28 protein-coding genes are annotated in these 24,775 nt (G+C 67.7%); 14 read left to right on the forward strand and 14 right to left on the reverse strand.

The window, feature by feature from the left end; translation table 11 throughout:
• The first annotated feature begins 90 nt into the window (after positions 1-90).
• From BLW00_RS10080 to BLW00_RS10095, 4 genes are read left to right on the forward strand one after another with little or no spacing between them, the layout of a single operon-like run.
• On the forward strand, positions 91-1,089 hold the full coding sequence (locus BLW00_RS10080) for a hypothetical protein (protein ID WP_139256675.1): 999 nt from the start codon (positions 91-93) through the stop codon (positions 1,087-1,089).
• Entirely contained in the window at positions 1,089-2,717 is a 1,629-nt protein-coding gene (locus tag BLW00_RS10085) for a TolC family protein (RefSeq protein WP_245741506.1), read from the forward strand. Before BLW00_RS10080 ends, BLW00_RS10085 begins: the two co-directional genes overlap by 1 nt.
• Positions 2,714-3,403 carry an ABC transporter ATP-binding protein gene (locus BLW00_RS10090; protein WP_092553263.1) on the forward strand — a complete coding sequence of 230 codons (690 nt, stop codon included), beginning with the start codon at positions 2,714-2,716 and terminating at the stop codon, positions 3,401-3,403. The genes BLW00_RS10085 and BLW00_RS10090 overlap by 4 nt, the downstream gene beginning before the upstream one ends.
• Positions 3,400-4,665 carry an ABC transporter permease gene (locus tag BLW00_RS10095; RefSeq protein WP_245741507.1) on the forward strand — a complete coding sequence of 422 codons (1,266 nt, stop codon included), beginning with the start codon at positions 3,400-3,402 and terminating at the stop codon, positions 4,663-4,665. The genes BLW00_RS10090 and BLW00_RS10095 overlap by 4 nt, the downstream gene beginning before the upstream one ends.
• Before the next feature lie 226 nt (positions 4,666-4,891).
• Here BLW00_RS10095 and BLW00_RS22900 read toward each other — a convergent pair whose 3' ends face one another.
• Entirely contained in the window at positions 4,892-5,104 is a 213-nt protein-coding gene (locus BLW00_RS22900) for a hypothetical protein (RefSeq protein WP_139256676.1), read from the reverse strand.
• 188 nt (positions 5,105-5,292) lie between these two features.
• Complete coding sequence (locus BLW00_RS22905) at positions 5,293-5,562, reverse strand: hypothetical protein (RefSeq protein WP_139256677.1); 270 nt, start codon at positions 5,560-5,562, stop codon at positions 5,293-5,295.
• Positions 5,563-6,238: 676 nt separating this feature from the next.
• Between BLW00_RS22905 and BLW00_RS10100 the strand changes: the two genes are divergently transcribed.
• Positions 6,239-7,246, forward strand: a complete 1,008-nt coding sequence (locus tag BLW00_RS10100) for a cell wall-binding repeat-containing protein (protein ID WP_175494215.1) — start codon at positions 6,239-6,241, stop codon at positions 7,244-7,246.
• 76 nt (positions 7,247-7,322) lie between these two features.
• Here the strand turns inward: BLW00_RS10100 and BLW00_RS10105 are convergent, their stop codons facing one another.
• Genes BLW00_RS10105 through BLW00_RS10115 form a run of 3 tightly spaced genes read right to left on the reverse strand, consistent with a single transcriptional unit; the run spans position 7,323 to position 8,920 of the window.
• Positions 7,323-7,895, reverse strand: coding sequence for a recombinase family protein (locus BLW00_RS10105; protein ID WP_092553269.1), 573 nt, complete (start codon positions 7,893-7,895; stop codon positions 7,323-7,325).
• Between the two features lie 6 nt (positions 7,896-7,901).
• Positions 7,902-8,708 (reverse strand): Fic/DOC family protein, encoded by an 807-nt coding sequence (locus BLW00_RS10110; protein WP_092553272.1) that lies wholly within the window; start codon positions 8,706-8,708, stop codon positions 7,902-7,904.
• 2 nt (positions 8,709-8,710) lie between these two features.
• Entirely contained in the window at positions 8,711-8,920 is a 210-nt protein-coding gene (locus tag BLW00_RS10115) for a hypothetical protein (protein WP_092553275.1), read from the reverse strand.
• A gap of 84 nt (positions 8,921-9,004) precedes the next feature.
• Here BLW00_RS10115 and BLW00_RS24420 point away from each other — a divergent pair, with 84 nt between their 5' ends.
• Entirely contained in the window at positions 9,005-9,361 is a 357-nt protein-coding gene (locus tag BLW00_RS24420) for a translation initiation factor IF-2 N-terminal domain-containing protein (protein ID WP_175494216.1), read from the forward strand.
• Between the two features lie 5 nt (positions 9,362-9,366).
• Positions 9,367-10,026 (forward strand): Rossmann-fold NAD(P)-binding domain-containing protein, encoded by a 660-nt coding sequence (locus tag BLW00_RS10125; protein WP_092553281.1) that lies wholly within the window; start codon positions 9,367-9,369, stop codon positions 10,024-10,026.
• Between the two features lie 210 nt (positions 10,027-10,236).
• Here the strand turns inward: BLW00_RS10125 and BLW00_RS10135 are convergent, their stop codons facing one another.
• From BLW00_RS10135 to BLW00_RS10145, 3 genes are all read right to left on the reverse strand, one after another.
• Positions 10,237-10,893: a dihydrofolate reductase family protein gene (locus BLW00_RS10135; RefSeq protein WP_092553287.1), complete on the reverse strand. Its 657-nt coding sequence runs from the start codon at positions 10,891-10,893 to the stop codon at positions 10,237-10,239.
• Positions 10,894-10,939: 46 nt separating this feature from the next.
• Positions 10,940-11,311 (reverse strand): hypothetical protein, encoded by a 372-nt coding sequence (locus BLW00_RS10140; RefSeq protein WP_092553290.1) that lies wholly within the window; start codon positions 11,309-11,311, stop codon positions 10,940-10,942.
• 71 nt (positions 11,312-11,382) lie between these two features.
• Positions 11,383-12,894 carry an MFS transporter gene (locus BLW00_RS10145; RefSeq protein ID WP_092553293.1) on the reverse strand — a complete coding sequence of 504 codons (1,512 nt, stop codon included), beginning with the start codon at positions 12,892-12,894 and terminating at the stop codon, positions 11,383-11,385.
• A 119-nt stretch (positions 12,895-13,013) separates the two neighbouring features.
• On the opposite strand from BLW00_RS10145, the gene BLW00_RS10150 reads away from it, so the two are divergent.
• Positions 13,014-13,673 (forward strand): TetR/AcrR family transcriptional regulator, encoded by a 660-nt coding sequence (locus BLW00_RS10150; protein ID WP_092553296.1) that lies wholly within the window; start codon positions 13,014-13,016, stop codon positions 13,671-13,673.
• Positions 13,674-13,732: 59 nt separating this feature from the next.
• On the opposite strand, the gene BLW00_RS10155 is transcribed toward BLW00_RS10150, so the two are convergent.
• On the reverse strand, positions 13,733-14,734 hold the full coding sequence (locus BLW00_RS10155; protein ID WP_092553299.1) for a helix-turn-helix transcriptional regulator: 1,002 nt from the start codon (positions 14,732-14,734) through the stop codon (positions 13,733-13,735).
• Positions 14,735-14,835: 101 nt separating this feature from the next.
• Here BLW00_RS10155 and BLW00_RS10160 point away from each other — a divergent pair, with 101 nt between their 5' ends.
• Entirely contained in the window at positions 14,836-15,303 is a 468-nt protein-coding gene (locus BLW00_RS10160; RefSeq protein ID WP_092553302.1) for a VOC family protein, read from the forward strand.
• A 19-nt stretch (positions 15,304-15,322) separates the two neighbouring features.
• On the opposite strand, the gene BLW00_RS10165 is transcribed toward BLW00_RS10160, so the two are convergent.
• Positions 15,323-15,673, reverse strand: coding sequence for an ArsR/SmtB family transcription factor (locus BLW00_RS10165; protein ID WP_092553305.1), 351 nt, complete (start codon positions 15,671-15,673; stop codon positions 15,323-15,325).
• A 111-nt stretch (positions 15,674-15,784) separates the two neighbouring features.
• Here BLW00_RS10165 and BLW00_RS10170 point away from each other — a divergent pair, with 111 nt between their 5' ends.
• The 3 genes from BLW00_RS10170 to BLW00_RS10180 are packed head-to-tail and all read left to right on the forward strand — an operon-like array spanning position 15,785 to position 18,086.
• The gene (locus BLW00_RS10170) at positions 15,785-16,195 is read left to right on the forward strand and encodes an arsenate reductase ArsC (RefSeq protein WP_092553308.1); all 411 of its coding nucleotides are present in this window, start codon (positions 15,785-15,787) and stop codon (positions 16,193-16,195) included.
• Positions 16,196-16,233: 38 nt separating this feature from the next.
• A complete protein-coding gene (locus BLW00_RS10175; RefSeq protein WP_092554643.1) occupies positions 16,234-17,562 on the forward strand; it encodes an FAD-dependent oxidoreductase in 1,329 nt (442 codons plus the stop codon).
• On the forward strand, positions 17,559-18,086 hold the full coding sequence (locus BLW00_RS10180; protein WP_092553311.1) for a GNAT family N-acetyltransferase: 528 nt from the start codon (positions 17,559-17,561) through the stop codon (positions 18,084-18,086). The genes BLW00_RS10175 and BLW00_RS10180 overlap by 4 nt, the downstream gene beginning before the upstream one ends.
• Here the strand turns inward: BLW00_RS10180 and BLW00_RS10185 are convergent.
• Positions 18,061-18,918, reverse strand: a complete 858-nt coding sequence (locus tag BLW00_RS10185) for an SDR family oxidoreductase (protein WP_092553314.1) — start codon at positions 18,916-18,918, stop codon at positions 18,061-18,063. The two genes, BLW00_RS10180 and BLW00_RS10185, sit on opposite strands and share 26 nt — an antisense overlap.
• A 183-nt stretch (positions 18,919-19,101) precedes the next feature.
• Between BLW00_RS10185 and BLW00_RS10190 the strand changes: the two genes are divergently transcribed.
• A complete protein-coding gene (locus BLW00_RS10190) occupies positions 19,102-20,157 on the forward strand; it encodes an iron-containing redox enzyme family protein (RefSeq protein WP_092553317.1) in 1,056 nt (351 codons plus the stop codon).
• Positions 20,150-20,374: a CDGSH iron-sulfur domain-containing protein gene (locus tag BLW00_RS10195; protein WP_092553320.1), complete on the forward strand. Its 225-nt coding sequence runs from the start codon at positions 20,150-20,152 to the stop codon at positions 20,372-20,374. The genes BLW00_RS10190 and BLW00_RS10195 overlap by 8 nt, the downstream gene beginning before the upstream one ends.
• A 12-nt stretch (positions 20,375-20,386) precedes the next feature.
• Here the strand turns inward: BLW00_RS10195 and BLW00_RS10200 are convergent, their stop codons facing one another.
• From BLW00_RS10200 to BLW00_RS10210, 3 genes are all read right to left on the reverse strand, one after another.
• Entirely contained in the window at positions 20,387-20,890 is a 504-nt protein-coding gene (locus BLW00_RS10200; protein WP_092553323.1) for a MarR family winged helix-turn-helix transcriptional regulator, read from the reverse strand.
• A 133-nt stretch (positions 20,891-21,023) separates the two neighbouring features.
• Positions 21,024-23,168, reverse strand: a complete 2,145-nt coding sequence (helR, locus tag BLW00_RS10205; RefSeq protein ID WP_217634348.1) for an RNA polymerase recycling motor ATPase HelR — start codon at positions 23,166-23,168, stop codon at positions 21,024-21,026.
• Positions 23,169-23,311: 143 nt separating this feature from the next.
• Positions 23,312-24,775, reverse strand: a complete 1,464-nt coding sequence (locus tag BLW00_RS10210; RefSeq protein ID WP_092553329.1) for a DHA2 family efflux MFS transporter permease subunit — start codon at positions 24,773-24,775, stop codon at positions 23,312-23,314.

Genomic DNA, 24,775 nt, shown 5'->3' on the forward strand with positions numbered 1-24,775 from the left:
TCGCCGAGAGCATGTCGCGTCCGCTGCCGCGATGTCGGAGGAGTGACCTATTCTCACTGCTGAGCAATCGTCATGTCTTCGAGGAGCGTCATGAGAATTCAGCGCAGCACGTCCTTCATCGTCCTCTGTGCGGCCGCCGGGGTGCTTCTCTCCGGTTGTGCCGGGCTCGGCGCAGGGGGAGGGGCGGAGGCGACGTCGAACAGCAGTGGCTCGGAGAGCCCGTTGCAGAAGTATTGGTCGCTGTTGTACGGAGGGCAGGATCAGGCCGACGTCGACCGGCAGAATGCCGAGGTGCAAGACAAAGTCGCCGAATGCATGGGGGAGCAAGGTTTCGACTACGTGCCCGATACGCACAACGGTGCCGTTGTGATGGCGGCCGACAGCGGCCTCGACTGGACCAGCGAGGATTTCGCGAAGACCTACGGATACGGCATCACCACCGATCCGCTCGGCATGGGTGACGGACCGGAAGAGCCGGGCGCCGACCCGAACGCCGACTATGTCGCGTCGCTCAGCCAGTCGGAGCAGGCGGCCTACAACGACGCGTTGTGGGGGCCGAGCCCCCCGGCGACCGATGCCGGCGAACCGACCGAGTACGACTGGAAGACCGGCGGCTGCAACGGAGAGGCGCAGCACGAGGTGTTCGGTGATGCCGGTGTGGGAGCCGATCCGGAGTTCGAAGCCCTCACCGACGGCATGAACGGCCTGTACGACGAGGTGCGCACGTCGCCGGCCGTCGTCGAGAAGGAGCAGGACTGGTCGGATTGCCTCGCCGACGCCGGGTTCGGCGACTTCGAGCACAAAGACGACGCACCCGCGGCGATCAGCGAGGAATACAGTGCGCTGTTCACGATGCCCGACGGGGACGCGAGTGCGAGCACTGCTGCGCCGAAGGCCGATCCTGCGGCCCTCGATGCGCTCCGGCAACGCGAGATCGCCCAGGCGACCGCCGACTACGGCTGTGCGCAGGAGAGCGGATACGCCGAGACTCTGAAATCGGAACAGTTCCGGATGGAACAGGCCTTCATCGACGAGCACAAGACGGAGCTCGACGCCATGGCCGCGCGGTACGGAGACGCCTCGCAGTGATGGACGAGGTGCCACCGGCTTCCGGGCCACCTGAGCGCACCACGCCGCAGCTCTCGCCGGGGCGCGGGCGATTGGCGGCGTTCACCCGCGGGCCGCGGCTGGTCGCGCTGATCGGTGCCGTCGCCGTCGCATCCCTCGTGCTCGGCATCGTGCTGAGCCGGTTCGTCGTTTCGCCGGCGCAGTTGGCCGCCGACGCACAAGCACCGGTGGCAGGTCCGGTGACGGCACCGATCGAGGAGCGGGTGATCCAGAACGTGATCACCACACGCGCCGATGTCACCTATGCGGATGCGGTGGACGTCAAGGTCGACACCGCCGGGCTCGCGGGCCCGGCGGTGGTCACCGGGCACGTCCCCGAGGTCGGCGCGACGCTCGTGGCGGGTTCGGTCGCTCTCGAGGTCGCGGGTCGTCCACTGGTCGTCCTTCCGGGTGATCTGCCCGTCTACCGCACGCTCCACGCCGGCCTCTCCGGCCCCGACGTCGCACAGTTGAAGGCGGCACTCGTGGGTTTGGGACTCGACGTCGGCGACGCGGCATCCGACCTCTTCGATGCGGCGACCGCGGCCGCCGTCGATTCCCTCTATCGCAAGGTCGGGTATTCGCCGCCGGCGTCGAGCCCGGATGCCGAGCGGCAGCTCGCCTCCGCACGGGAGGCCGTGCGCGGGGCATCCGCTTCCGTGGATCAAGCCGTGGCGGCGCTCGACCGGGCGGCCGAAGGTCCGAAGGGCTCCGACGTCGTGGAGGCTGACAATGCGGTGCGGCAGGCGCAGCGCGAGCTGGACATCGCGCTCTGGCGCGGCGACGACGACACCGAGATCGGCCGGTTGCGCGACGTCTTGAGCCTCGCCCAGGCCCGGAGGGCGGAGCTCGATCGACCGGCCGACGTGTCGGCCGAGCAGGCGTCGGTCGAGGCAGCCCGTGGTCAGCTCGACGACGCCCAGGAGGCACTTGCGGCAGCCGAGACCGATGCGCTCACGGTGCTGCCGGCGAGCGAGGTCGTCTACCTCTCGTCGCTGCCTCGCCGGGTGGACAACGTCGACGCGATCCGGGGCACGGTCACGACAGGAACGGCGATGACGGTTTCAGGCGCGACATTGATGCTGGCCGGATCGGCTTCTGCCGGCGACGCCGCGCTGCTCTCAGACGGGATGCCCGGAACCTTCTCCGCTGCCGACGGGTCGTCGTACACCGCGACCGTCGCGTCGATCCATGCGCAGAAGCCCGACGCGGGGGAGGAAGGGCCTGCCGACGGCGACAAGCGGTACGACGTCGCTCTCCGACCCCAGGAACTCGATGAGGCGACGATCGAGCGGCTCCGTGGCAGCAATGTGAAGGTGAGCATCCCGGTGCAGGCGACCTCGGGAAAGGTTCTCGCGGTTCCCGTCGCCGCGCTCACCGCTGGTCCGGGTGGCGAAAGCCGCGTCGAGCTCGTTCCGGGTGGCGTGGACGACGCGGACGGCATGGATCCTGCGGCAGCACAGGTCGGATCTGGGAACTCCGGCGGTTCTTCGAGTGAGTCGACAGAACTGGTCACCGTGAAGACCGGCTTGTCGGCGGGGGGATACGTGGAGATCTCCTCCGACGATCCGCGGGTCACCGCAGGAGCCCGGGTGGTGGTCGGCCGGTGAGCGAACCCCTGCAGCCACTGCTCGACCTCCGGCAGGTGACGCGATCGTTCGGGGGAGCGGGCGCGGTGACTGCTCTGGCAGGGATCGAACTGAGTGTCGCCTCCGGCGATCACGTTGCGATCACCGGGCCCTCGGGGGCGGGCAAGTCGACGATGCTCAACATCCTCGGCCTGCTCGATCGGCCGTCGACGGGGGAGTACCTCTTCGACGGTGAGCCGACGTCGCGGCTCAGCGAGCGGCGGCGCTCGACACTGCGGGCGACCCAGATCGGGTTCGTGTTCCAGGCGTTCCACCTCCTCCCAGGCCGAACGGTGCTCGAGAACGTCTCGATGGCCTACCTCTACGGCACGGTGCCGCGATACGAAAGAGGCAGGCGTGCCCGGGATGCGCTCGATCGCGTCGGACTGTCGCACCGGATCGGGTTCCAGCCCGGCACGCTCTCGGGCGGTGAACGTCAGCGGGTGGCAATTGCGAGGGCGGTCTGCACCGAGCCCCGACTGTTGCTCGCCGACGAACCGACCGGCAATCTCGATCGCGCGAACTCCGAGGAGATCCTGGCGCTCTTCGACGAATTGAACGCCGACGGGCTCACGCTCGTGACGATCACCCACGACCAGCGCGTGGCAGACCGGGCCCGTCGTCGGGTTCGGATCGAGCAGGGCCGGCTGACGGAGCCGACGGCGTGAGCGATCGCAAGTGGAGGCCACGACCGGCGATCGCGCTGCCGAGCCGTCGACGCGGTGCGCACTACACGGTGCGCGACCTGCTCACCGAGTCGTTGAACGGTGTCTCCGCGAAACCCTCGCGGCTCGTCATCAGCGTCGTCGGAACACTGGTCGGGATCGGCGCGTTGGTGATGACGATCGGCCTCGGTCAGACGGCAGCCGGGCAGGTCGCGACGCGATTCGACTCAGTCGCGGCGACGCACCTGGAGGTGCAACCGGCGACCGCGTCCGGGGCGGACGGCAAAGACCACCCGACGGCGAGCATCCCTGCCGATGCGCTCGACCGGGTCACACGACTCGCCGGAGTCGAGGCGGCGGCGGCGCTCGCGAAGGTGTCGTTCGAGGCTCGGATCACGGCCGTGCCGGTTAACGATCCGTCGTCGACGGCGGCCGTCCCGCCACCGATCGTCGCGGTGTCCGGAGACCTGCTCGCCGCCGTGGGGGGAGCCGTGTCGGGGCGGATGTTCGACCGGGGGCACGAGGAGAGGGTCGACCGGGTGGCCGTGCTCGGCGCGGGAGCGGCACAGGCGTTAGGGATCGAGAACGCGGCCAGCAGTCCATCGATCTTCATCGATGAGCACGCCTTCACGGTGGTGGGCATCCTCGAGTCGAGCGAGATCGAGCCCGGCCTGGTGGATTCGGTGATCGTTCCGCTTGCGACGGCCCAGCGTGATCTCCGGGCCGGCCCCGCAGATACGCTGGCGTTGCGGATCGCAGTCGGCGCGGCGTCGACGGTCTCCCATCAGGCGCCCATCGCTCTGGCACCCAACGCGCCCGACGGGTTCACAGCGGCCGCACCCCCGACCGGGGCCGAATTGCACGGAGACGTGCAAGGCGACCTGGACCTGGTGTTCTTCATGATCGGGCTCATCACTCTCGTGGCGGGCGGCCTCGGGATCGCGAACGTCACGATGCTCAGCATCTCCGAGCGTCGGAGCGAGATCGGATTGCGTCGAGCGCTCGGCGCCACGCGGCGGCAGATCGCGGCGCAATTCATGACGGAATCGCTCGTGGTGGGCACGCTGGGCGGGCTGATCGGTGCTGCGGTCGGCGTGCTGACCGTCGTCATCGTGTCGCTGGCCCAGGGCTGGACGCCCGTTCTCGACCTCGGGCTCGTGCTCGGCAGCACTGTGTCGGGTGGCCTGGTCGGTCTCGCCGCAGGCTGCTTTCCTGCCGTCAGGGCCGCGCGTGTCGAGCCGGCGGATGCCCTACGAGACAGCTAGCTCTCAGCAGTCTCCCAGGAATGGGAACGCGCATCCGGTTCCACCACACGCGAACAGCGTCATCATCACGTTCTCAGACCTTCAGGCCGCGCGAGGATTACGAGGGACGCTTCTGTACCATTCCGGCACGAATTCTGGGCGCGAGGAGTTGTGTATTGCGCATCTGGATACCCGAGTCGCAGCCGCTCTCGCCCCTCCTTGAGGCACGCTGATAATGCACATTATGTCAATACAAAGACGGTGTCTTCGCATTGGATGCGAATTGGCCGGTCCCCTCGACACCCATGAGCCACAGTGATCTAGAGCCGACCAGGGTGACGTTGAGGAGCGCGATGAGGGGTGAACTGTCGTTGCGTCCGAACTGCAATGGGATGCTGACCTGGCTATGTCCGGACAGGGTCCGAACGTCCAGCGTCACGCGCGCCGAAGACTCATTCACGGTCACCCCTTCAATAGATCAGCCAAGCGCGAGGCTTAGTGATCTGTTACTCGATATCGAATCGCCGCGAGAGCTCCGCGACATCCGACTGTCAGCTTGTCACGCATGGCATCCACGAACCGCCGGCGGTTGCTCCGCTTCAGGGAAGGCAGAACTCTCTCCGCATATTCGAACGCCCAATTGCGGTTTCACAGCGCGGGATCCTCGTCAAAGATCGCGAGTTCGTCCTGCCACTGGTCGAACCGTTGTCGCGAGATCGATTGTCTTTCGCGAGACGTGATCAGGTTCTCATTGAGCATCAACAAGCCGCGATAGATCAACTCCTCTGGCCCATAATCCACAATTCGCATATTGATGTATTCAGCAGTCGAGGCTCGGTCGGCCGAGCCATCCAAGAACCCTGACCAGCGGTCGAACAGCCCCTGGCGATACGGATGCGGACTAGACGGCACGAACATCAGCCTAGACACCCGCCTGCCTCAGACCGAGAACTGGCCGGTCACGAATCCGCCGGGGAAACACATAAACGAGCACTATTGCAACAGATGCACGATGACGCCCTCGACACGACCACTGGTCTCTGCATGGCTGACGAGGCGGGTTCTGCGGCGATTGTGCTGACTACATCGACTCTCCGGACTTGAACTTCAGAAAAGCCGGGGCTGACTTTCGCTGGATAGTTTCTCGTCGTTTCTCGACCAGCTCATCTGGCAGTGATTCCGAACTTCTCGCATCGCTCGTAGCCAACGATTGGTATGACCACAACTTCGCCGAACCAGCACCCACTCGCCCTTTTCCCGGTGACCGAGTTGAAGGGCCCTATCGCCTTGACGCCATCTCGGCGGCGACCTTTCACGACGAATCCGATGGTGGTGGTAAAAGGATGCCGCCGATAATCACGCCGAACAGTGCCGGCGTGTTAGCGTAGCCGGCCTTCTTGGACCGCCAGATGGCGATAGCGCTGACGATCAGGTCGTCTTTCCATCACGGGCTCAGATCTCACGGCTCTGGAAGTCTACGGCGTCCGGCATTGGATTTGCTTGCATGGGTATTCACTAGTGAATAATATTCATTAACTGAATCCGATCGCACAGTAGGAGTGAAATGCCTCGAAAAAAGAGACTGCGATGGCTCATGTCGCTCTCACTGCTGACCACACTCACGGTGGCAGGGGCTGGGATCTCTGCAGCAGGGGCGTTTGCGTCCCCGGCGGAATCGTCAGCCCCGGCGCAGGTTCCGAGGGTTTCCCGAATTGCGGGCAGCGACCGATTCGATGTTGCCGTCCAGATCTCGCAGCGCATGTTCCCCGCTGGCAACTCTGCTCTTTATATTGCTTCTGGAGCGAATTTTCCTGACGCATTGAGCGCGGGCCCTGCTGCAATTCACTGGGGCAACCCGCTGTTGATCGTGCCGCCCGATCGTGTACCCGCGCAAGTCGCCAGCGAGATCGTGCGACTCCATCCGCTTGTGATTAAGGTTGTGGGCGGGGAGAATTCCGTGTCTCGTGCGGTTTTCGACCAGATCCAAGCTTTGGCGCCGAGTAGCCGCGTGTTCCGGTTAGGAGGCACTGACCGTTATGCGGTGAGTCGCGCCGTCGTCGCCGACGCATTCCCTTTTGCATGGAATGCATATGTCACGACCGGAAACACATTCGCGGACGCGCTTTCCGCCACGCCGGCTGCTGGCCAGGCTCTCGATCCAGTCATTCTCGTTGATGGGCGGGCGGCAACAGTGGACAAGGAGACCTTGGATCTGCTTGGCGATCTTACCCGAAACACGATCAGAATCGTTGGCGGCCGTGATTCTGTCTCCGACGCCGTCGAATCATGGCTGTGGACTGTTCGCCCCGTCCTGCGGATCGACGGTACCGACCGCTTCGACGCGTCCATCAATGTGAACAGAAAGGTGTTCACTTCTGCTAAGACGGTCTACTTGGCTACTGGTCTCAATTATCCCGATGCTCTGACGGGTGGTGTCCTCGCCGGTGTCAGCAACTCGCCACTCTACGTCGTGCCCACGAGTTGCGTTCCGCAGAAGGTCTTGCTCGACATCCAGCAGCTCGGAGCCACCGATGTTGTCCTCATCGGCGGAGAAGCGTCATTGAGCTCAGCCGTATCTGAGCTCACGCCGTGTGTGTTTTAGAAGGGACACAGTCGTCGGCCATCGCTCCACCTGCAGCCGATCCGCACACTCAGCGACGCTGCTGCGAATCGTTCGCTCATTGCGCGGTCTCCACTTCCTCGGGCGCCTCGAGCGCACGGCGCACGCTGGAAACCCCGACGCCGAGAGCGGTGGCGATCGTGGGCCACGTCGCCTTCTCGGCCCGCATCCGCCGGGCGATCTTGACCCGCTCTGGGGTCATCACCGTGGGACGGCCGCCAGCGCGCCCGCGAGCCCTCGCGGCCGCGAGGCCGGCGCGGGTGCGGTCAGAGATGATGCGCCCGTTCATCTGCGCGAACGCGGCGCAGATGTGGAAGAACAGCTCCCCACCCGGGGTGGTGGTGTCGAACGGTTCAGTGAGGGACTTGAACTCCACGCCCCGCTCCCCCAGCTCGGTCACGATCGTCACGACGTCGGTCATCGACCGGCCGAGCCGATCGGTCGAATACACCAGCAGCGTGTCTCCGGCACGGAGGAACTTCTTGGCGTCGATGAGCCCGGGACGCGCGGCGTTCTTGCCGGTGAGCTTGTCGGAGAAGATCGGATCGGCGCCAGCCGCTTTCAGGGCATCGATCTGTGAGTGGAGGTTCTGCTCCTGGGTCGAAACTCGGGTGTATCCGACGATGGCCACCAGCCTCTACCTTCCGTATCCGTAGTCGGTGCTGAGTCCCTGCTGAGGCGGCACGTGCCCGCGACCCGGCGTCGAGCTACCGGGTTCGGGTGCCCGGATCTCGGTCGCGCTCGTAGGGAAGTTGAGCTTGTTCAGGTCGACGATGCGCTGCAGCTCCGGGTGCAACTGAGGCGGCGCGGCCGGCCGTCTGTCGATCGGCTCGATGGCCTTCGACAGCACAGCAGCCAGCTGGGTGTTGCTTCCCGTGTCCTGGCTGTGGAACCGTGCTGCGACGAACTCGTCGCGCAGCGGCGAGCCAACTCTGAAAGCGTCGGTGTCGATCCGGTAGCCGGCGTTCTCGGCGAGCTGAGAGAAGAACACGAACTGCGTGCGAGTGTTGCCCTCGCGGAAGCTGTGGATGACGTTCAACTCGCCCCATCGTTCTGCGAGCTCGTCGACGAACGCGGCCTTGTCGAGGCCGCGGAGGAAGTCTTTGCTCGCCAGCTTCCTGTACTCGGCGTGAGCCGCTTCGGTCAGGGTGGGGCCGGCCGGGTAGTACGAGTGCCCGTCCTTCGACATGAAACCCACGGGGCCCACGCGCTCCTCTCCCGCCCACTCATAGACGTCTTGGAAGATGTGCCGGTGGATGGCCTTCATGTGGTCATAGTCGAACGTCGCCGGCAGAGGTGCGTCGGCCAGCTCGACGAGCCGCACGTGCGCCTGGGCCTCTTCGTAGCGGCGCAACTGATCGCCATCGGTGATGCCCTCGACGTTCCTTAAGACGGAAGTACCTGGGATGAAATAGTCATCCCAGGTACGAAAGCCCTTCGCCACAGTTAGCGGGTGCCGAGAAGCTGCGCCTTCACGAGCGCTGCAGCCTCATCCCCCGTGACCTCACCTGCAGCCAGTCGCCGGCTGATCGCCCGCACGGCGGGGTCGGTGACCTCGTGGCCGGCCGCTCCGAGAGCGGCGTCAGCGAAGCTCATCCGGCGCTCCACGTCGGCCTCGTCGACGACGGGTGCGGTGCGTGCATTCGCGATGCTCATGGCGGCTCCAATCTGGTTGCCACCAGTCTACCGGATCTGTTCAAAAACCTCTAGGAGCAGGTTTCGGCCGATTTGACTTCGGTAATGGGTTTTGAACAGATCGCGACCCTCCTGAAATCAAGGGCGAAGCAGGTCGACGTCGACCTGCTCGCAAACGATCGTTATTGGCAGTCGACATCCGTGGGAAGCTATCGCCCAACGAAACGAGGGGGCGAGGTGGCGAGAAAGCCGCGCGTGCACGAAGTGACGTCAGAGCTCGGTGTCGACGTCAAGGTGGCGATGGCCACCTTGAGAAGCATGGGGGTGTTCGTCAAAGGGCCGAGCAGCTCGATAGAGCCGCCGGTCGCCCGCCGGCTTCGGGAAGCTCTGATCGCTGGTGGACACACCTTGCCACCCTCCGCCGAGCAGCGGATGAGATCGCGAACCTCGGCCTCACGCTAGGCGGCGTGTTGAACAATGCCGGCATCATGCCGACGACACCGGCTAAGTCGAAGCAGCGCTGGGATTCGGCATTCGCAACCAACCATCTCGGGCCCCTCGCTTTCACTGAGGCGCTCATTCCTGTTCTGCCAGACGGGGCGAATGTGGTCTTCATTGCTTCGGCGGTGGAGGACCCGGAACGCAAGATCGCCGTGCAGGCCGGATTCCGCGGCAGCCGGTTCATCTCCGCGGAGGCAGCCGCCCGCGGGGAGTACGCCCCCGGCGGATCCACCCATGCGGGAGCGGATGCGTATGCAACCTCCAAGCAGGGAGCTCTCGCCACGGTGTTCAGCCTCGCGCGTGAGATTCCGCGGCTGCATTTTCGCGCCGTTGAGCCTGGCGTGAACCCGGGCTCGAACCTCGCTCGCGATATGGCAGCACCGATCCGCGTGCTCAGTAGGGTTCTCGCGCCCGTTATGGTTCTCATGCCTTACTATTCGACCCCGAAGCGCGCCGCGAAAGTCATCTCCACCGTCCTTACCGACCCGTCAACGGCCACCGGCATCTACTACGACGAGAACGGCAAGCCTATGCAGGCCTCCAAGCAGGTCAGCGACCCTGCCTACGCCGACTGGTACGTGACGGAAAGCCGCGAGCTACTCGCTACCGTCCCCGCGGGGAAGTAGCAGCCGTGTCGAACGATCGATCTGGTTGCGGGATCGGCGAGTCGTGAGTTTCGACGGCGACCAATCTGACGATCTCCGCGATGATGAACGTGACCACGCCCGCGAGCGGAAGCAGACCCACGATCCGATTCGGCTCCTCGAGGGATCGTCCCGCTGTGTACTCCGGTGTCATCCGTTCCCCCTGGACCCGCTCCTGCATGGAGCCCTCCGCTATCGGCGGGTGAAGACGTAGTGCACCACGCCCGAGGGCGACGCCGTGACCTCGAGATCGAAGCGCTCCTCGAGGCCCTCGAGGCCGTCCCACAACCGCACCCCGCGCCCGAGCACGATCGGCACGACCACGATGTGCAGGTGATCGACGAGATCGGCCGCAAGGAAGTCGCGCACCACGGTGGGACCGCCACCGAGGCGCACATCCTGCCCGGCCGCCAAATCGGTCGCCAACGCGAGGGCGTCGCGCGGTGGCAGGTCACGAAAGAGGAACGTCGTCTCCCCCACCGCGAGGTCCGGGCGCGTGTGATGGGTCAGCACCACCACCGGGCTGTGGAAAGGTGGTTCCTCGCCCCACCACCCGCGCCACGACTCGTCCTCCCAGGCGCCGAGCTGCGGCCCGAACTTGCGCCGGCCCATGATCTCAGCACCGATCCCCCGGTTGGTGGCGGCCGCGAAGGCGTCGTCGACGCCCCGCGTGCCCGACCCGACCGCTTCGGAGTCGTGACCGCTCATGCTCACGAAGGTGCTTGTCGGGAAGAACCACTCCATCAGACGGCCACCGGCATGGCCGAACGGCGTCTCGAGGGCCTGGCCCTCCCCGGTGGCGAAACCGTCGATCGAGACGGCGAGGTTGTGCACCCTGAGCTTTGTCATACCATCACGCTACCAGGATGTGAACACTGTCAACATCACTCGGTGCTCACGCGGCGGGCCCCACGAGAACGGCGAACACCGTGAGCACTCCCCCGATGATGAACAGGGCGGTGCCGAGCTGCATCGTTCGGGTCTTGTTGCGATCGGCGGTGGGCACGTCGACCTCGAGGATCGGGCATCCCGACCACCCGATCAGGCCGAGGCTCCCGGCGACCATCAGCGCTCCGACCCACCAGATCGCCTCATCCAGGCCACCGAGTTGTGCGGGCCGCCACCCGGAGGCGAGCAGCGGACCGAGGAAGAGGGCCACGGAGGCGACGGCGGCGGCGAACCAGATGGTTCCCGTCCGCATGATCCGTTTGACGTTCTTCTCCGGTGTCATCAGCTCGTGCAGGGCACCGGTCTCCCTGCTCGTCATGTGCGTCGCCACGTCGGGCCAACTCCCTTCTGTTCGTTCTGTTCGTGCGTCGATCCGCCGACGCCCACCAGTCAGCTCGGCGTCGAGGCGTCGAGCTCGTCGAAGTCGTCCACTCCCGCTGCAGCGGCGTCGCGGCGGCGGGCACGCAATGACGGCGCGACCAGCGCGGCGAGGATCGCGAGCACCCCGACGCCCGCCGACACCCAGAATCCGATCGTGAACGCATCGTCGGTGGGCGCGCCCTGCGCCGTGACGTTCGACGAGATGAGCGCGGCGATGACCGCGGTTCCGATGCTCGATCCGACGGTGCGGATCACGGTGTTGGCGCTGATCGCCTCGCCGGTCTGGGCGGCGGGCACGCTCTCGACGATCGCATTCGAGGTCGCCGCGAGAGCCATGCCGATGCCGATGCCCGTGAGCACGCCCGAGACCACGATCTGCCACGCCTCGGAGTGCCCGAGAGCCGGGATGAGGAAGGCCACCGTCACCGCGATGCCGCCGACGATCATCGGGATCTTCGGCCCGATGCGGCGGATCAGGATGCCGGCGACGACACCCGAGATGACCATGGCGACAACGGTCGGCAGCAGGAACAAGCCCGCTTCGGTCACTGACTTGCCGAAGCCGTAGCCGAGCACCGTCGGCAGCTGCAGCAGCGTAGGCACCAGGATGAAGGTGCCGAACATCGCGAAACCGAAGGCGAGCGCGACGATATGGGCGGTCCAGACCCCGCGGTGCTTGAACAAGCGCATGTCGATCAGCGGGTTCTTGACCCGCAGTTCGACGAACACGAACACGACGAGCGCGACTCCCCCGAGCACGAGCAGGCCGATGGTCTTGCCGTCGCCCCAGCCCCACTTCTCGCCTTCGCTGATGGCCAGCAGCACGGCCACGAGTCCGACCGAGAGGATGCCGGTGCCGAGCACGTCGAGGCGCCCGGGCGTACGCACCGGCGACTCGGGGATGCCGAAGATCGCGCCGAGCAGGGCGATGGCCACCAGAACTGCGGGAAGCCAGAACAGCCAGTGCCACGACAGGGCCTCGACGATGGGACCGGCGGCCACGATCCCGACGCCGGCGCCGATGCCGAAGATGGCCGAGAGCAGACCGATGGTCACACTCACGCGCTCTCGGGGCAGCTCGTCGCGCACGATGCCGATCGACAGAGGCAACACTGCTCCGGCGGCTCCCTGGAGGATGCGGCCGACGATCAGCACGCCGAGGTTCGGTGCGAGCGCGGCGATCACGGTGCCGATGAGCAGAAGCGCGAGCACGACGATGATGACCTTGCGCTTACCCACCATGTCGCCGAGACGCCCGAGGATCGGCGTGAGCACGGCGGCCGAGAGCAGGTAGGCGGTGAGCACCCAGCTCGCATCCGCCGTCGCGACGCCCAGATCGTCGCCGATGGTGCCGAGGGCCGGGGCCACCAACGACTGCAGAACCGCGAACGACAGACCGCCCAGCGAGAGGAACAGGATGATGGCGGTACTGCGGGTGCGCGGCCCTTTCGCCACCGGGGTCGCCGACCCCGGGTGAGTCGGAACCGATCCCGAGGCGGGGCTCTGTGCTGGGGCGGACATGCATCTCCTCGTCATGTAAGCAGTCGCTGACTTGACGAGTATTCCTTAACGTGCGTGAAGTGTCAACAAGGGTTTACTTTCAGATCCGACCGGGTACAGTAACTCGTGGGAAGTGGGATATGACCAACCAGACACCCGGCGCGACAGATGCTCTCGCCGAGGCCGTGACCGGGGCGGACGACGAGCTCCTCCGCTCGGGCCGAGACGCCGCGGCGACCCGGCGCGCCCTCGTGCGCGCCGCCCGCCGCAGGTTCGCCACCGACGGCTACCGCGCCACCACCGTTCGCCAGATCGCGGCGGATGCGGGTGTGAACGTCGCTCTGATCAACCGCTATTTCGTCTCGAAGGACGGCCTGTTCGAGGCCTGCATGCTGCGGACATCCGACGAGCTCGACACGCGCACACCGAACCCCGCGACGAGCATCGACGACGTCATCGCCCGGCTCGTCGCGCACGTCGTGAACGCGCCCGACGGCGACGATCCGCTCCAACTGCTCCTGCTGCTGCGCTCCTCCGGCGACGAGAACGCCGACCGCATCCGCCGCCGCACGCTCGAGCACTTCACCCAGCGACTCGCCGCCGCGGCCGGATGGGATGCCGACGATCCCGACACGGCCCCGGTGCTCCTGCGGGCACAGCTCGCCATCGCCACGATGCTGGGCGTGGTGATGCTCCGCACCTCCGCGGCGGTGCAGCCGGTCGCGTCCGCCGACTCCGACGACCTCAACGGTCCGCTCGGGCAGGTCTTCCGCGTGCTCCTGGCCGATCCGGATCACTGACGGGCCGGTTCGCGCCCAGGCCGACGGGAGACCGCGACGACCCGACCGCCGGCTTTCGGTCAGATCGAGAGCATCGCCGCCCGGGCAGAGCGGTCTGCGAGCACGGCGAAGGCCTGAGCAAGCTCGGGTGGCCCGATGACGTCGACGGCCGCGTCGAAACGCCCGAGCGACGCGGCGAGGGCGATCCACGACCAGGATCCCGCTTCGACGACGCAGCGGTCGGGGCCGAGGTCTTCGACCGTTCCGTCGCCGACGAATGGGAGCACCTCGCTCGCGGGTCGGTGGAGCACGACCTTGCCGAGGCAGGGCCAGCGGTCGGTTCGATCGGACCCTTTGAATCGCGCCGACACATAAGCCGCGACATCACCACCCGGAACCGCCTTGGGCGTGAAGCGGGGGCCGGTCGGGGTGCGCGGGGCGATCCGGTCGGCGCGGAAGATCCGCCAGTCCTCGCGCTCGAGATCCCACGCGACGAGGTACCAGCGGCCGTTCGAGGTGACGAGATGGTGGGGCTCCACCCGGCGGGCCGGGCGCGGAATCGCCGGCCCGCCTGGATCGGGAGAGTGCGACGCACGATCGTTCGCGTAGTCGAACCGCAACACCTCGTGGGCGCGAACGGCCGTCGACAACGCGATCAGCACATCCGGTGACACCGGATCGGATGCCGCGCCCGGGCCGCTCGGGAGGGCGGTGAACTCCACGGCATCCAGGCGATGACGCAGGCGCGAGGGCATGACCTGCCGCACGGTGGTCAGAGCGCGAACCGCCGCTTCGCCGATTCCCGCGCCGGTGGCGGTGGCCGCCTGCAGTGCGACAGCGAGGGCGACGACCTGGTCGTCGTCGAAGAGCAGCGGAGGCAGCTCGCTGCCTGCATCGAGGCGGTAGCCGCCATCCGGCCCCATCGTGGCCTCGATGCGGTATCCCATCTCGCGGAGCCGGTCGATGTCGCGACGCACCGTCCGATGGCTGATGCCGAGGCGCCCCGCCAGCACCGCGCCCGGCCAGTCCCGCCGGGTCTGGAGCAGCGACAGCAGGGTGAGCAGTCGCGAGGTCGTCGTCATGTTCTCGATCCTAGATCGAGTCGAGGACCGAAACTGTCCTCCATAGCTGCGAGTGTGGACGGGCCGGGAGGCACCCGGCGTCCATCTCTCAAGGAGCAGACATGAGCATCACCACCACCACGCACCTCAACTTCCGCGGCGACGCCCGGGCGGCACTGGAGTTCTACCAGTCCGTGTTCGGCGGACGGATCACCATCGCGACATACGGCGACTTCGGGATGCCGGCCGGCGCACCCGGCGCCGACACGGTCGTCTTCGGTCAGGTGGAGAGCGCTGAGGGTTTCCGCGTCATGGCCTACGACATCCCCGGGCAGGCCGGTGGCGATGCGGCGCGACCCGGCTCGACGCATCGCGAGAACGGCGTGACGATCACCGATCAGTCCTTCTTCGTCTCGGTGCGGGGAGAGACCCTCGAGGAGGTGCAGGCCTACTGGGACGCACTCTCCCGGGGCGCGTCGATCGTCGAGCCGCTTGCCGCCTCAGCCTGGAGCCCCGGCTTCGGCCTGCTCACCGACGCACTCGGTGTGACCTGGATCCTCGACGTCGCGACGGCCTCCGCGCCGGAGTGACCCGGGCGCTCGAGGCCGATCAGACCGAGGTGAGCAGTCCGGCCACCGCGTCGAGCGAGCCCGGTACGATCCGGTAGTACGCCCAGGTCGCGCGCTTCGAGCGGGTGAGGAAGCCGGCCTCGACGAGGATCTTCAGGTGATGCGACACCGTGGGCTGCGACAGGCCGAGCGGTTCCGTGAGGTCGCAGACGCAGGCCTCGTCGTCGTCGTGCGCGGCGACCAATGACAGCAGCCGCAACCGGGCCGGATCGGCCAGCGCCTTCAAGGTGCGCGCCATCACCTCGGCTTGTTCGGCCGTCATCGCGTCGAGCGTGATCGGCGTGCAGCAGGCCGTGACGTCGGTGAGGGGCAGCAGTTCGGCAACGGGCATGAGACCAGCATCGCACAAACATTGACAACCGTCGATGTTTGTCGCGATACTTCATGCATCGACATTCTTCGATGCATGGATGGGCCCCGACGGGCCGGGAAAGGATGCGCAATGGCTGCCGCACCCACTGTTCTGTTCGTCTGCATTCACAACACAGGACGCTCCCAGATGGCCGCCGGCTACCTGCAGGCCCTGTCCGCGGGGCGCGTCCAGGTGCTGTCGGCCGGAAGCGAGCCGGCCGACAGCATCAACCCGGTCGCGATCGAGGTGATGGCCGAAGAGGGCATCGACATCGCGTCGAATCAACCGAAGATCCTGACGACGGATGCGGTGCGCGAGTCCGACGTCGTGATCACCATGGGCTGCGGCGACACCTGCCCGATCTTCCCCGGTAAACGGTACGAGGATTGGGAGCTGACCGACCCGGCCGGCAAGGGCGCCGAGGAGGTCCGGCCGATCCGCGACGACATCAAGGCACGCGTCGAAGCGCTGCTCGCCGAGCTCCTGCCGGTCACCGCCTGAGACCTGTCGTCAGCCGAGAAAGGACTCCCGCCGTGACCATGACTCTCACCGTTCCCCCGCGCACCACCGGTTCACGGCGTGACGGGCTTCCCGTCGCCGTGATCGGTGCCGGCCCGGTCGGCCTCGCCGCAGCCGCACATCTGCTCGAACGCGGGCTCGAGGTGACCGTGTTCGAAGCAGGCGACCGGGCCGGAAGCGCTGTCGCGGAGTGGGCGCACACGCGGCTGTTCTCGCCGTGGACCTATCTGATCGATCCCGCCGGCCGTCGGCTGCTCGAAGCCACAGGATGGACCGCCCCGCACGGCGACCGCTCCCCCACCGGGGCCGAACTCCTCGAGAGGTACCTGACTCCGCTCGCCCGTACTCCCGAGCTCGAGTCGCGCCTCCGCCTGAACAGCCGCGTCGTGGCGGTGAGCCGACAGGGCATGGACCGCACGCGCTCCACGGGCCGCGCCGACACGCCCTTCCTCCTCCGGATCGAGCACGAAGGCGCCGTGACGGAGATGCTCGCGCGGGCCGTCGTCGACACCTCGGGCACCTGGCGCTCGCCGAATCCGCTCACCGCGGCCGGGCTCGATCCCGCCACAGGAGCCTCGGACCGGGTCGTCACCGGACTGCCCGACGTGCTCGGCCGCGATCGCGGCCGCTTCGCCGGCAAGCGCGTTCTCGTGGTCGGCGCCGGACACTCCGCCGCGAACACACTGCTGGCACTCGACCAGCTCGCCCGCACCGCACCCGGCACCAGCATCAGCTGGGCCATCCGGAACCGGTCGGCGGAGCGCATCTTCACCGCCGACGACGACGGTCTGCCCGACCGCGCCTCGATCGGACAGCGCGTCGACGCCCTGGTGCGAGACGGACGGATCGCGCTGGTCGACCGGTTCGAGATCGACGACCTCGAGCCTGCCGATGATTCGGCGAACGAGGGCGGCGACGGCCCCGTGCGGGTTCGCGGCCGTCGCGCGGGCCGATCCGCCGTCGTCGAGGCCGATGTCATCGTGAACGCGACCGGGTTCCGTCCCGACCTCGAGCCGCTCCGCGAAATCCGTCTCGGTCTCGACGAGATCGTCGAAGCACCCCGGATGCTCGCGCCCTTGATCGATCCGAACCTGCATTCCTGCGGCTCGGTGCCTCCGCACGGCGTCACCGAGCTGACGCATCCTGAAGCCGACTTCTTCATCGCCGGGATGAAGTCGTACGGCCGCGCCCCGACCTTCCTGCTCGCCACCGGTTACGAGCAGGTGCGCTCGATCGCCGACGAGCTCGCGGGCAATCGCGACGCCGCACGTGTCGTGAACCTCGTGCTGCCGGAAACCGGGGTCTGCTCGACCTCCACGTCGTCTGACGACTCGGCCTGCTGCGGATGACCGGCGTCGACATCCGCCGTCTGCTGGCTGCGGACTGGCCGGCCGTCGAGGCCATCTACCGTGAGGGGATCGCGACCGGTAACGCGACGTTCGAATCGGAACCGCCCGGCTGGAAATCCTTCGACGCCGGCAAGATCGCGCTGCCGCGTCTGGTGGCGACGACGGCGAGTGGCGGGATCGTGGGGTGGGCGGCTGCTTCCCGGGTCTCCGACCGGGAGGTCTATCGAGGCGTGATCGAGCACTCCGTCTACGTCGCCGAATCCGCCCGGGGAAAGGGAGTGGGCCACGCTCTCCTCGAGGCGTTCGTCGCGGAAGCCGAGGCCGCCGGATACTGGACCATCCAGTCCAGCATCTTCCCGGAGAACGCCGCCAGCCTCGCGGTGCACGAACGAGCCGGGTTCCGCGTCGTCGGCACCCGTCGGGCCATCGCGAGGATGCGCGACGGACCCTGGGCGGGTCAGTGGCGCGACACTGTGCTCGTCGAATGGCGCAGCAGCGTCATCGGGTGGGATCGACCCCTCTGAGATAGTCCTCGAGCGACCGGGGCGGGGTGCCGGTGAGAGCCTCGACGTCGGGGCTCACCTCTGCCAGAGCGCCGCTCGCGATCGCGGTGTAGGTGCTCACCCACGCGTCAAGCTGCCACTGCGGTGCACCATAGTGGGCACGGGAGGCGTAGGCCGCGTCGATGGTCTCGTTCTCGAAGCGCACGTCGCGGCCACGCACCCGCGAGATCGTCGCGGCGGCCTCCTCGAGGGTGATCGCCTGCGGACCCGTGAGGTCGTAGCGGCGGAAGGCGTGGGGCGACGGATCGGCGAGAACGGCGACCGCGGAACGCGCGACATCCGCTCGGGCCACGACCGAGACCCGACCGCCGTCGGCGGGGCCGCGGATGACGCCGTCGTCCCCCACCAGGTTCTCGACGAAGTCGGTGTAGAGGTTGTCGCGCAGGAAGGTCCACGCGAGCCCCGAGGCCTCGATGTGCTGTTCGGTGGCGTGGTGGTCGCGGCCCAGCGTGAAGACCGAATCGGCCGCTGCCGCGAGGAACGAGGTGTAGACGATCCGGCGCACGCCGGCCGCGACGGCGGCGTCGATGAAGGCCATGTGCTCGGCGCGGCGGTCGGCGGTCTCCGCGGCGGACACCATGAAGAGCGTTTCGACGCCCTTCAGAGCGCTCCGTGCGGCATCCTGGTCGCGATACGCGACCTCGTGCACGGTGCTCCCCGGCAGCTGGGGCGCCCGAGCCGGCGTGCGGGCGAGCAGGCGCAGCGGGGTGCCTCGAGCAGCGAGTTCGCGAGCCACCCGTCCTCCGACCGCGCCCGTGACACCCGTGACCGCGATCGCTGGTTGACTCGTCATGCTTGAAGGATACCGACGCCGACGCCCTGGCTGTGACGTGCCCGCGATGTCGGATGTCCGGGTCTGACTCCCGTGTGGGCGTAGCAGATCGAAGGCCGTCTGACCAGTGTCTGGCCGGAATTCCTCGGGCGCGTAGGGTCGGGCGCATCGAGACCCCGAGGTCTCGCCGACGGAAGTAGACCCATGCACCTCCCCCCATCCCGTGGCGCCGTCAGCGCCGCCCTCGCGTCGTGCCTCCTGCACGGCGACGAGCCCGATGCGCTCAACGACCTCGTCGAAGCCGCCCTCGTGCTGGTCGACGACCTGATCGCCGACGACGACATCCAGATCTCCCTGTTCATGCTCTACGAACTGCACTATGGCGGGTTCGACGACGTCGACGACGCCCTGGAGTGGAATCCCGACCTGCTGCGCGCCCGCGCCCGCATCGAAGCGCGGCTCGAGGAACAGCTGCGTTCGGCGGTCTCGGTCACCGAGCATCCGCTGCCCACGGTCGACGCCGTGGCGGGCGCCCTGTTCCGGATGACGGCGCCCACCGCGGGCCCCGGCTTCTCACGCCACGTGGCGAAGAAGGCCGACGAGCAGCAGCTGCGCGAACTGCTCCTGCACCGCTCGATCTACCAGTTGAAGGAAGCCGATCCGCACACCTGGGCGATCCCGCGCCTGCGCGGCGTGCCGAAAGCCGCGCTGGTGGAAGTGCAATGCGACGAGTACGGCAACGGACGGCCCGAGTTGATGCACAGTGCCCTCTTCGCCCAGACGATGCGCGGACTGGGGCTGAACGACGACTACGGCCACTACGTCGATCAGCTGCCCGCGGTGACGCTCGCGTCGCTCAACACGATGTCGATGTTCGGTCTGCACCGACGACTGCGCGGCGCGATCGCCGGCCACCTCGCCGCCATCGAGATGACGTCGTCGATCCCGAACCGCCTCTACGGCGACGGGTTCCGCCGCCTCGGCCATGACAGCGCGACCACGCTCTACTTCGACGAGCATGTCGAAGCGGATGCGGTGCACGAGCAGATCGCCGGCCGCGACCTCGCCGGTGCTCTGGCCGCGGCGTCTCCTGAGCTGCTCGACGACATCCTGTTCGGCGCGGCGAGCTGTCTGCTGCTCGACGAGCTGACGGCCCAGCACCTGCTCTCGGCCTGGCGGAACGGCGAGTCGTCGTTGCGCCAGGCCGAGCGGTCGCGCGGCACGACACGCACGCGAGCACCCGGCCACTACCATGGCTGAGCACACCGGGGACGTCGAGATCGTGCCCTGCCCCGACGGCCCGGTCCTCGTGCGCGGCAGCTTCGCGATCGTCGGTGCGACCGGGCCGAGCGTCGACCGAGGGCGCCCCACCGTCGCGCTCTGCCGCTGCGGGCTCTCCCAACGCAAGCCCTTTTGCGACGGAACGCACCGCATCACCGGATTCCGCACCGACGACGAGCCGACCCCGCTCAGCTGACACGACGGAACGTCAGGGGGCGTGACCGCTCTCGATCCCATCGGTCACGTCGTTGAGAACGCGCGCCACGATCGTCGCATCCGCCGGCGAGAGCCCGTCCATCACCCGGACCATGGTCTCGTGAAAGGTGCGGTAGCCCGCTTCGACCTTCGCGGCCGCGGCCGGTGTCGGGCGCAACAGCTGCGCACGCCGGTCGTCGGGGTGTCGCAGCCGCTCGAGGTCGCCGTTCTGCTCCAGCCGATCGACCACGTTGGTGACCGAGGCGTTCGAGATGGCGAGCATGGTGCCGAGGTCCTTCGGCCCGGTGTCGCGCCCCTCCCGCTGCGCCTGCAGCAGATACCGGATGGCGCGGAACTCGTTGTTGCTGAGCCCCACGGCGGCGCGCACACGGTCGACCTCGGTCTCCTCGGCCCGTTGCAGGCGCAGCAACGCGTCGACGGCTCCTTTCGCCGCGGCGGTGCTCGGGGCATCCGCGTAGAGATGGCGGGCCTCGCGGCGTACGACGTTCTGCGGCATCAGGCCACCCGGCAGGGGGTTCGCCCGATCCGCGGCGCGGATCGATCCTTCATCTTCTGAATATGGCCCTGCGCGATCGATTCGGCCACCGATCCGCCGCGAGATCACGCAACGTGGTGCTGCGGCCTGACCGTCAAGTGAGGATCACCAGCTGCTGCGTGGCGCGGGTCATCGCCACGTAGCGGTCGACCGCTCCCTCGATACCGTGGCCGAACGCCTGCGGGTCGATGAGCACGACGAGGTCGAACTCCAATCCCTTCGACAGTTCCGGCGTGAGCGAGCGCACCCGAGGCCTCGACGGCACGGTGGGGTCGCCGATCACGCAGGCGACCCCCTCGTCGTGCTCGGCCAGCCAGGAGTCGAGGATGCCGTCGAGCTCCTCCCGCGAGCCCAGCCGTACCGGGATGCCGCTCCGGCGGATCGACGTCGGCACGTTTGCATCCGGGAGCACGGTCCGGATGACCGGCTCGGCCTCGGCCATGACCTCCTCGGGAGTGCGGTAGTTGATGGCGAGGGAGGCCAGGGTGACCTGCTTCAGTGCGACGCGTGCGAGGCGCTCCTCCCACGACTCCCGGAAGCCGTGCCGCGCTTGGGCGCGGTCGCCGACGATCGTGAAGCTGCGCGAGGGGCAGCGGCGCAGCAGCATCTGCCACTCGGCGTCGCTCAGTTCCTGGGCTTCGTCGATCACGACGTGCGCGAACGGGCCGGCGAGTTGATCCGGGTCGATGCTCGGCAGCGCCGCGTCGTCGACCAGGCTGTTGCGGGCGTCCTGACCACGCAGCATCGACATCACGAGCAGTTCGGAGTCGTCGGCGGCGATCAGTTCGTCGACCACGCGATCACGTGTCTCCTGCTCGGCGGCGAGGGCGGCCTCGCGCCGGCGACGACGACGGGAGGCCTCGGGGTCGCCGATCCGCAGGCGCGCCGCGTCGAGGTACGGCAGGTCGGACACCGTCCACGCGCGGGCGTCGTCGCGCTGCAGCAGGTGCACCTCCTCGGCGCTCAACCAGGGCGCGCACCGCTGCAGCTGAGCGGGCACCGACCACAGGTCGCCGACCACGCCGAGCGGTTCGAGCAGCGGCCAGGCCCGGTTGAACGTGCCGGTGAGCTCGTCGTGCTGCACCAGGATGCGACGGAGCTGAGACGGTGAGATCTCGTCGTCGCCCACGTGCTTGTCGAGCAGGATCTCGACGAGCGCCTCCCACACCTCGTCGCGGGCGTCATTGTGCGGGGTTCCGGGTTCGGGTGCGTCGAAGGCTTCGGCCCAGTCGTGACGATCGACCTCGACCTCCGACCACGGAGTCTCCACCGTGATCGTCTGCGTGGGCGGCTGTTCATGCAAGGCCACGGCCCGGTCGATCGCGGTCACCAGATCGGCGGATGCCTTCAACCGCGCGACTTCGGCATCGCTCTCCGCCCCGGCATCCGCACCCTCGACCACGAGGTCACGGAGCGTGGCGATCTGCACGCCCTCCTCCCCCAGGCTCGGCAGCACGTCGTCGACGTAGGCCAGATACCCTGCACTGGGTCCGACGAACAGCACGCCGCCGCGGCGGCGCTCGAGGCGAGGATCGGAGTAGAGCAGGTAGGCGGTGCGATGCAGCGCCACCACCGTCTTGCCGGTGCCCGGCCCTCCGTCGACGACGAGTGCTCCGCGGGATCCGGCCCGGATGATCGCATCCTGATCGGCCTGGATGGTGCCGAGCACGTCGCGCATGCGGCTCGACCGACTGCTGCCGAGACTGGCGATGAACGCGGACTGATCGTCGAGCGCCACTGCGCCGCCGAAGCCGTCGGCGGTGAACACCTCGTCCCAGTAGTCGCTGATGCGACCCCGGGTCCAGCGATAGCGGCGGCGGCTGACCAGACCCATCGGATCGGCGAGTGTGGCGCCGAAGAACGGCTCGGCCGCCGGCGACCGCCAATCCAGCAGGAGTCGGTGACCCGCGCTGTCGGTGAGACCGAAGCGTCCGATGTACAGGGGGTCGGGTTCGTCGGCGCGCACCACCCGCCCGAGGCACAGGTCGAGTCCGTAGCGCCGCAAGGCGCGCAGCCGGGCCGTCAACTGGTGCACCTCGAGGTCGCGGTCCATCGCTTCCTGGCCCACACCGCCGGGGCTCCGGCGCACGCGGTCGAGCCGCTCGGAGAGCTCGGCGATCGACTGCTCCAGGCTCTCGGCGAGCGCCGCGAAGTGCCGCTCGTCGGCGGCGATCAGTGCCGGGTCGCCCTTGCGGGCCAGGCGGTCGGGCAGGTCGAACGCACTCGTCGTCAGCGTCATCAGATCCCTTCGATCAGGCTACGGCCGACAAGTCTGCGGCACCGCGGGGGCCTTGCCGCAAGCCCCCCTCTCCGCTATAAATTGAGAAGGGCAAGGTGTGGTCGAGAGATCCGCCTTGTTGTTCGTTAAGCCGGGTCTGCGCGTCAGGCGGAGACGCGTCGATCGACCGCCTCGGGCAGGCAGGCGTGCGGCATCGGTGCGGCCGTGACAGGCGCGGCCGCGGGAGCGTTCGAGACGAACACCGCAGCGATCGCCGCGGCCACCAGGCACAACAGCGCCGTGATCACCATCCCGGGCTGATAGGCCGCGTCGATGGTCTCGGCCAGCGTGTGCACACCCGGACCCGCGAGGGCGGGGATGATGGCGATCGCCACCGCTCCGCCGAGGCGTGAGACGGCGTTGTTGATCGCCGAGGCCTCGCCGAGGTCGGCATTGCGCACCGCCGCGAGCACCGCGGACGTGAGCGGCGTGACGGCCAGGCCGAAGCCGAGCCCCTGCAGGAGATTGCCCGGCAGCACACCGAGCCAATAGCTCGACGACGGCCCGAGGAACGACAGCCACAGGAAGCCGATCCCGGCCACCAGGATGCCGGCCGTCATCAACCATCGCGGTCCGAACGTCGCCACCAGGCTCCCGCTGATCGGAGCCACGATCAGGAAGACCACCGACGACGGGATGAGCGCTGCGCCCGCGAGCGTCGGCGTGTAGTGGAGCTGGAGTTCGAGCCGGAGCAGCACGAGGTAGCCGACCCCGCTGATCGCCGCGTAGAACAGCAGCGTGCTGGCGTTGATGGCCGAGAACTGCTTCGAGCGGAACAGGCGGAGCTTCAGCACCGGGTTCTCGACGCGCAGCTCCACCGGAACCAGCGTCACGAGACAACCGATGCCCACGATGCCGGCCAGGATGATCGCCGGCCGCGCCCAGCCGTTGGCGGAGCCGTCGGTGAGCGCGTAGACCACCGCGCCGAGCCCGATGGCGATCAGCACGGCCCCCAGGTAGTCGATGCCACCGCTGGCCTCCGGGTTCTTCTGCTCGCGCACGCGGATGAGGGCGAGCAGCGCCAGGATGACCAGCGGCACGTTGAGCAGGAACAGCCAGCGCCAGGACCCGTTGTCCACCAGCCAGCCGCCGGCATACGGGCCGACCGTGTAGCCGACGGTCGACAGCGCCGCCCAGAGCCCGATCCCTCGCGGGCGATCCTGAGAGCGGAGCGTGCCGTTGAGCAGAGCCAGGCTGCTCGGCACCGTGAGCGCACCCCCGATCCCCTGGGCGATCCGGCCCACCACCAGGAGGGAGGCATCCGGAGCGAGCGCGCAGAACACGGAGGCCACCAGGGTGATCGACAGACCGATGATCAGGATACGGCGACGCCCGTAGCGGTCCGACAGTGCCCCGGCCACCAGGAGGAGGGCGGTCACGGCCACCAGATAGCTCGTGACCGTCCATTGCAGGTCGGCGACCGCGGCGTTCAGGTCCTTGCCGATGGCCGGGATGGCCACGTTCACGACGGAGGCGTCGAGGAACCCGATGGTGGACGCGAGCACCGTGGCCACGAGCACGAAGACTCCGCGGCTGCTCCGCAGGGGAACGGTTCCGACGTCGTCCAT

The organism is Herbiconiux ginsengi, from assembly GCF_900107435.1.
Lineage (GTDB): Bacteria > Actinomycetota > Actinomycetes > Actinomycetales > Microbacteriaceae > Herbiconiux > Herbiconiux ginsengi.

Bases quoted from the DNA above. Each gene is read 5' to 3' on its own strand.
- BLW00_RS10200 (WP_092553323.1), bottom strand. From the start codon at position 20,890: ATGCCGCAGAACGTCGTACGCCGCGAGGCCCGCCATCTCTACGCGGAT.
- BLW00_RS10150 (WP_092553296.1), top strand. From the start codon at position 13,014: ATGACCAACCAGACACCCGGCGCGACAGATGCTCTCGCCGAGGCCGTG.
- BLW00_RS10080 (WP_139256675.1), top strand. From the start codon at position 91: ATGAGAATTCAGCGCAGCACGTCCTTCATCGTCCTCTGTGCGGCCGCC.
- BLW00_RS10140 (WP_092553290.1), bottom strand. From the start codon at position 11,311: ATGACGAGCAGGGAGACCGGTGCCCTGCACGAGCTGATGACACCGGAG.
- BLW00_RS10185 (WP_092553314.1), bottom strand. From the start codon at position 18,918: ATGACGAGTCAACCAGCGATCGCGGTCACGGGTGTCACGGGCGCGGTC.
- BLW00_RS10135 (WP_092553287.1), bottom strand. From the start codon at position 10,893: ATGACAAAGCTCAGGGTGCACAACCTCGCCGTCTCGATCGACGGTTTC.
- BLW00_RS10145 (WP_092553293.1), bottom strand. From the start codon at position 12,894: ATGTCCGCCCCAGCACAGAGCCCCGCCTCGGGATCGGTTCCGACTCAC.
- BLW00_RS10100 (WP_175494215.1), top strand. From the start codon at position 6,239: ATGTCGCTCTCACTGCTGACCACACTCACGGTGGCAGGGGCTGGGATC.
- BLW00_RS10210 (WP_092553329.1), bottom strand. From the start codon at position 24,775: ATGGACGACGTCGGAACCGTTCCCCTGCGGAGCAGCCGCGGAGTCTTC.
- BLW00_RS10170 (WP_092553308.1), top strand. From the start codon at position 15,785: ATGGCTGCCGCACCCACTGTTCTGTTCGTCTGCATTCACAACACAGGA.
- BLW00_RS10115 (WP_092553275.1), bottom strand. From the start codon at position 8,920: ATGAGCATCGCGAATGCACGCACCGCACCCGTCGTCGACGAGGCCGAC.
- BLW00_RS24420 (WP_175494216.1), top strand. From the start codon at position 9,005: ATGGGTTTTGAACAGATCGCGACCCTCCTGAAATCAAGGGCGAAGCAG.
- BLW00_RS10175 (WP_092554643.1), top strand. From the start codon at position 16,234: ATGACTCTCACCGTTCCCCCGCGCACCACCGGTTCACGGCGTGACGGG.
- BLW00_RS10085 (WP_245741506.1), top strand. From the start codon at position 1,089: ATGGACGAGGTGCCACCGGCTTCCGGGCCACCTGAGCGCACCACGCCG.
- BLW00_RS10195 (WP_092553320.1), top strand. From the start codon at position 20,150: ATGGCTGAGCACACCGGGGACGTCGAGATCGTGCCCTGCCCCGACGGC.
- BLW00_RS10155 (WP_092553299.1), bottom strand. From the start codon at position 14,734: ATGACGACGACCTCGCGACTGCTCACCCTGCTGTCGCTGCTCCAGACC.
- helR (WP_217634348.1), bottom strand. From the start codon at position 23,168: ATGACGCTGACGACGAGTGCGTTCGACCTGCCCGACCGCCTGGCCCGC.
- BLW00_RS10160 (WP_092553302.1), top strand. From the start codon at position 14,836: ATGAGCATCACCACCACCACGCACCTCAACTTCCGCGGCGACGCCCGG.
- BLW00_RS10165 (WP_092553305.1), bottom strand. From the start codon at position 15,673: ATGCCCGTTGCCGAACTGCTGCCCCTCACCGACGTCACGGCCTGCTGC.
- BLW00_RS10180 (WP_092553311.1), top strand. From the start codon at position 17,559: ATGACCGGCGTCGACATCCGCCGTCTGCTGGCTGCGGACTGGCCGGCC.
- BLW00_RS22905 (WP_139256677.1), bottom strand. From the start codon at position 5,562: ATGTTCGTGCCGTCTAGTCCGCATCCGTATCGCCAGGGGCTGTTCGAC.
- BLW00_RS10190 (WP_092553317.1), top strand. From the start codon at position 19,102: ATGCACCTCCCCCCATCCCGTGGCGCCGTCAGCGCCGCCCTCGCGTCG.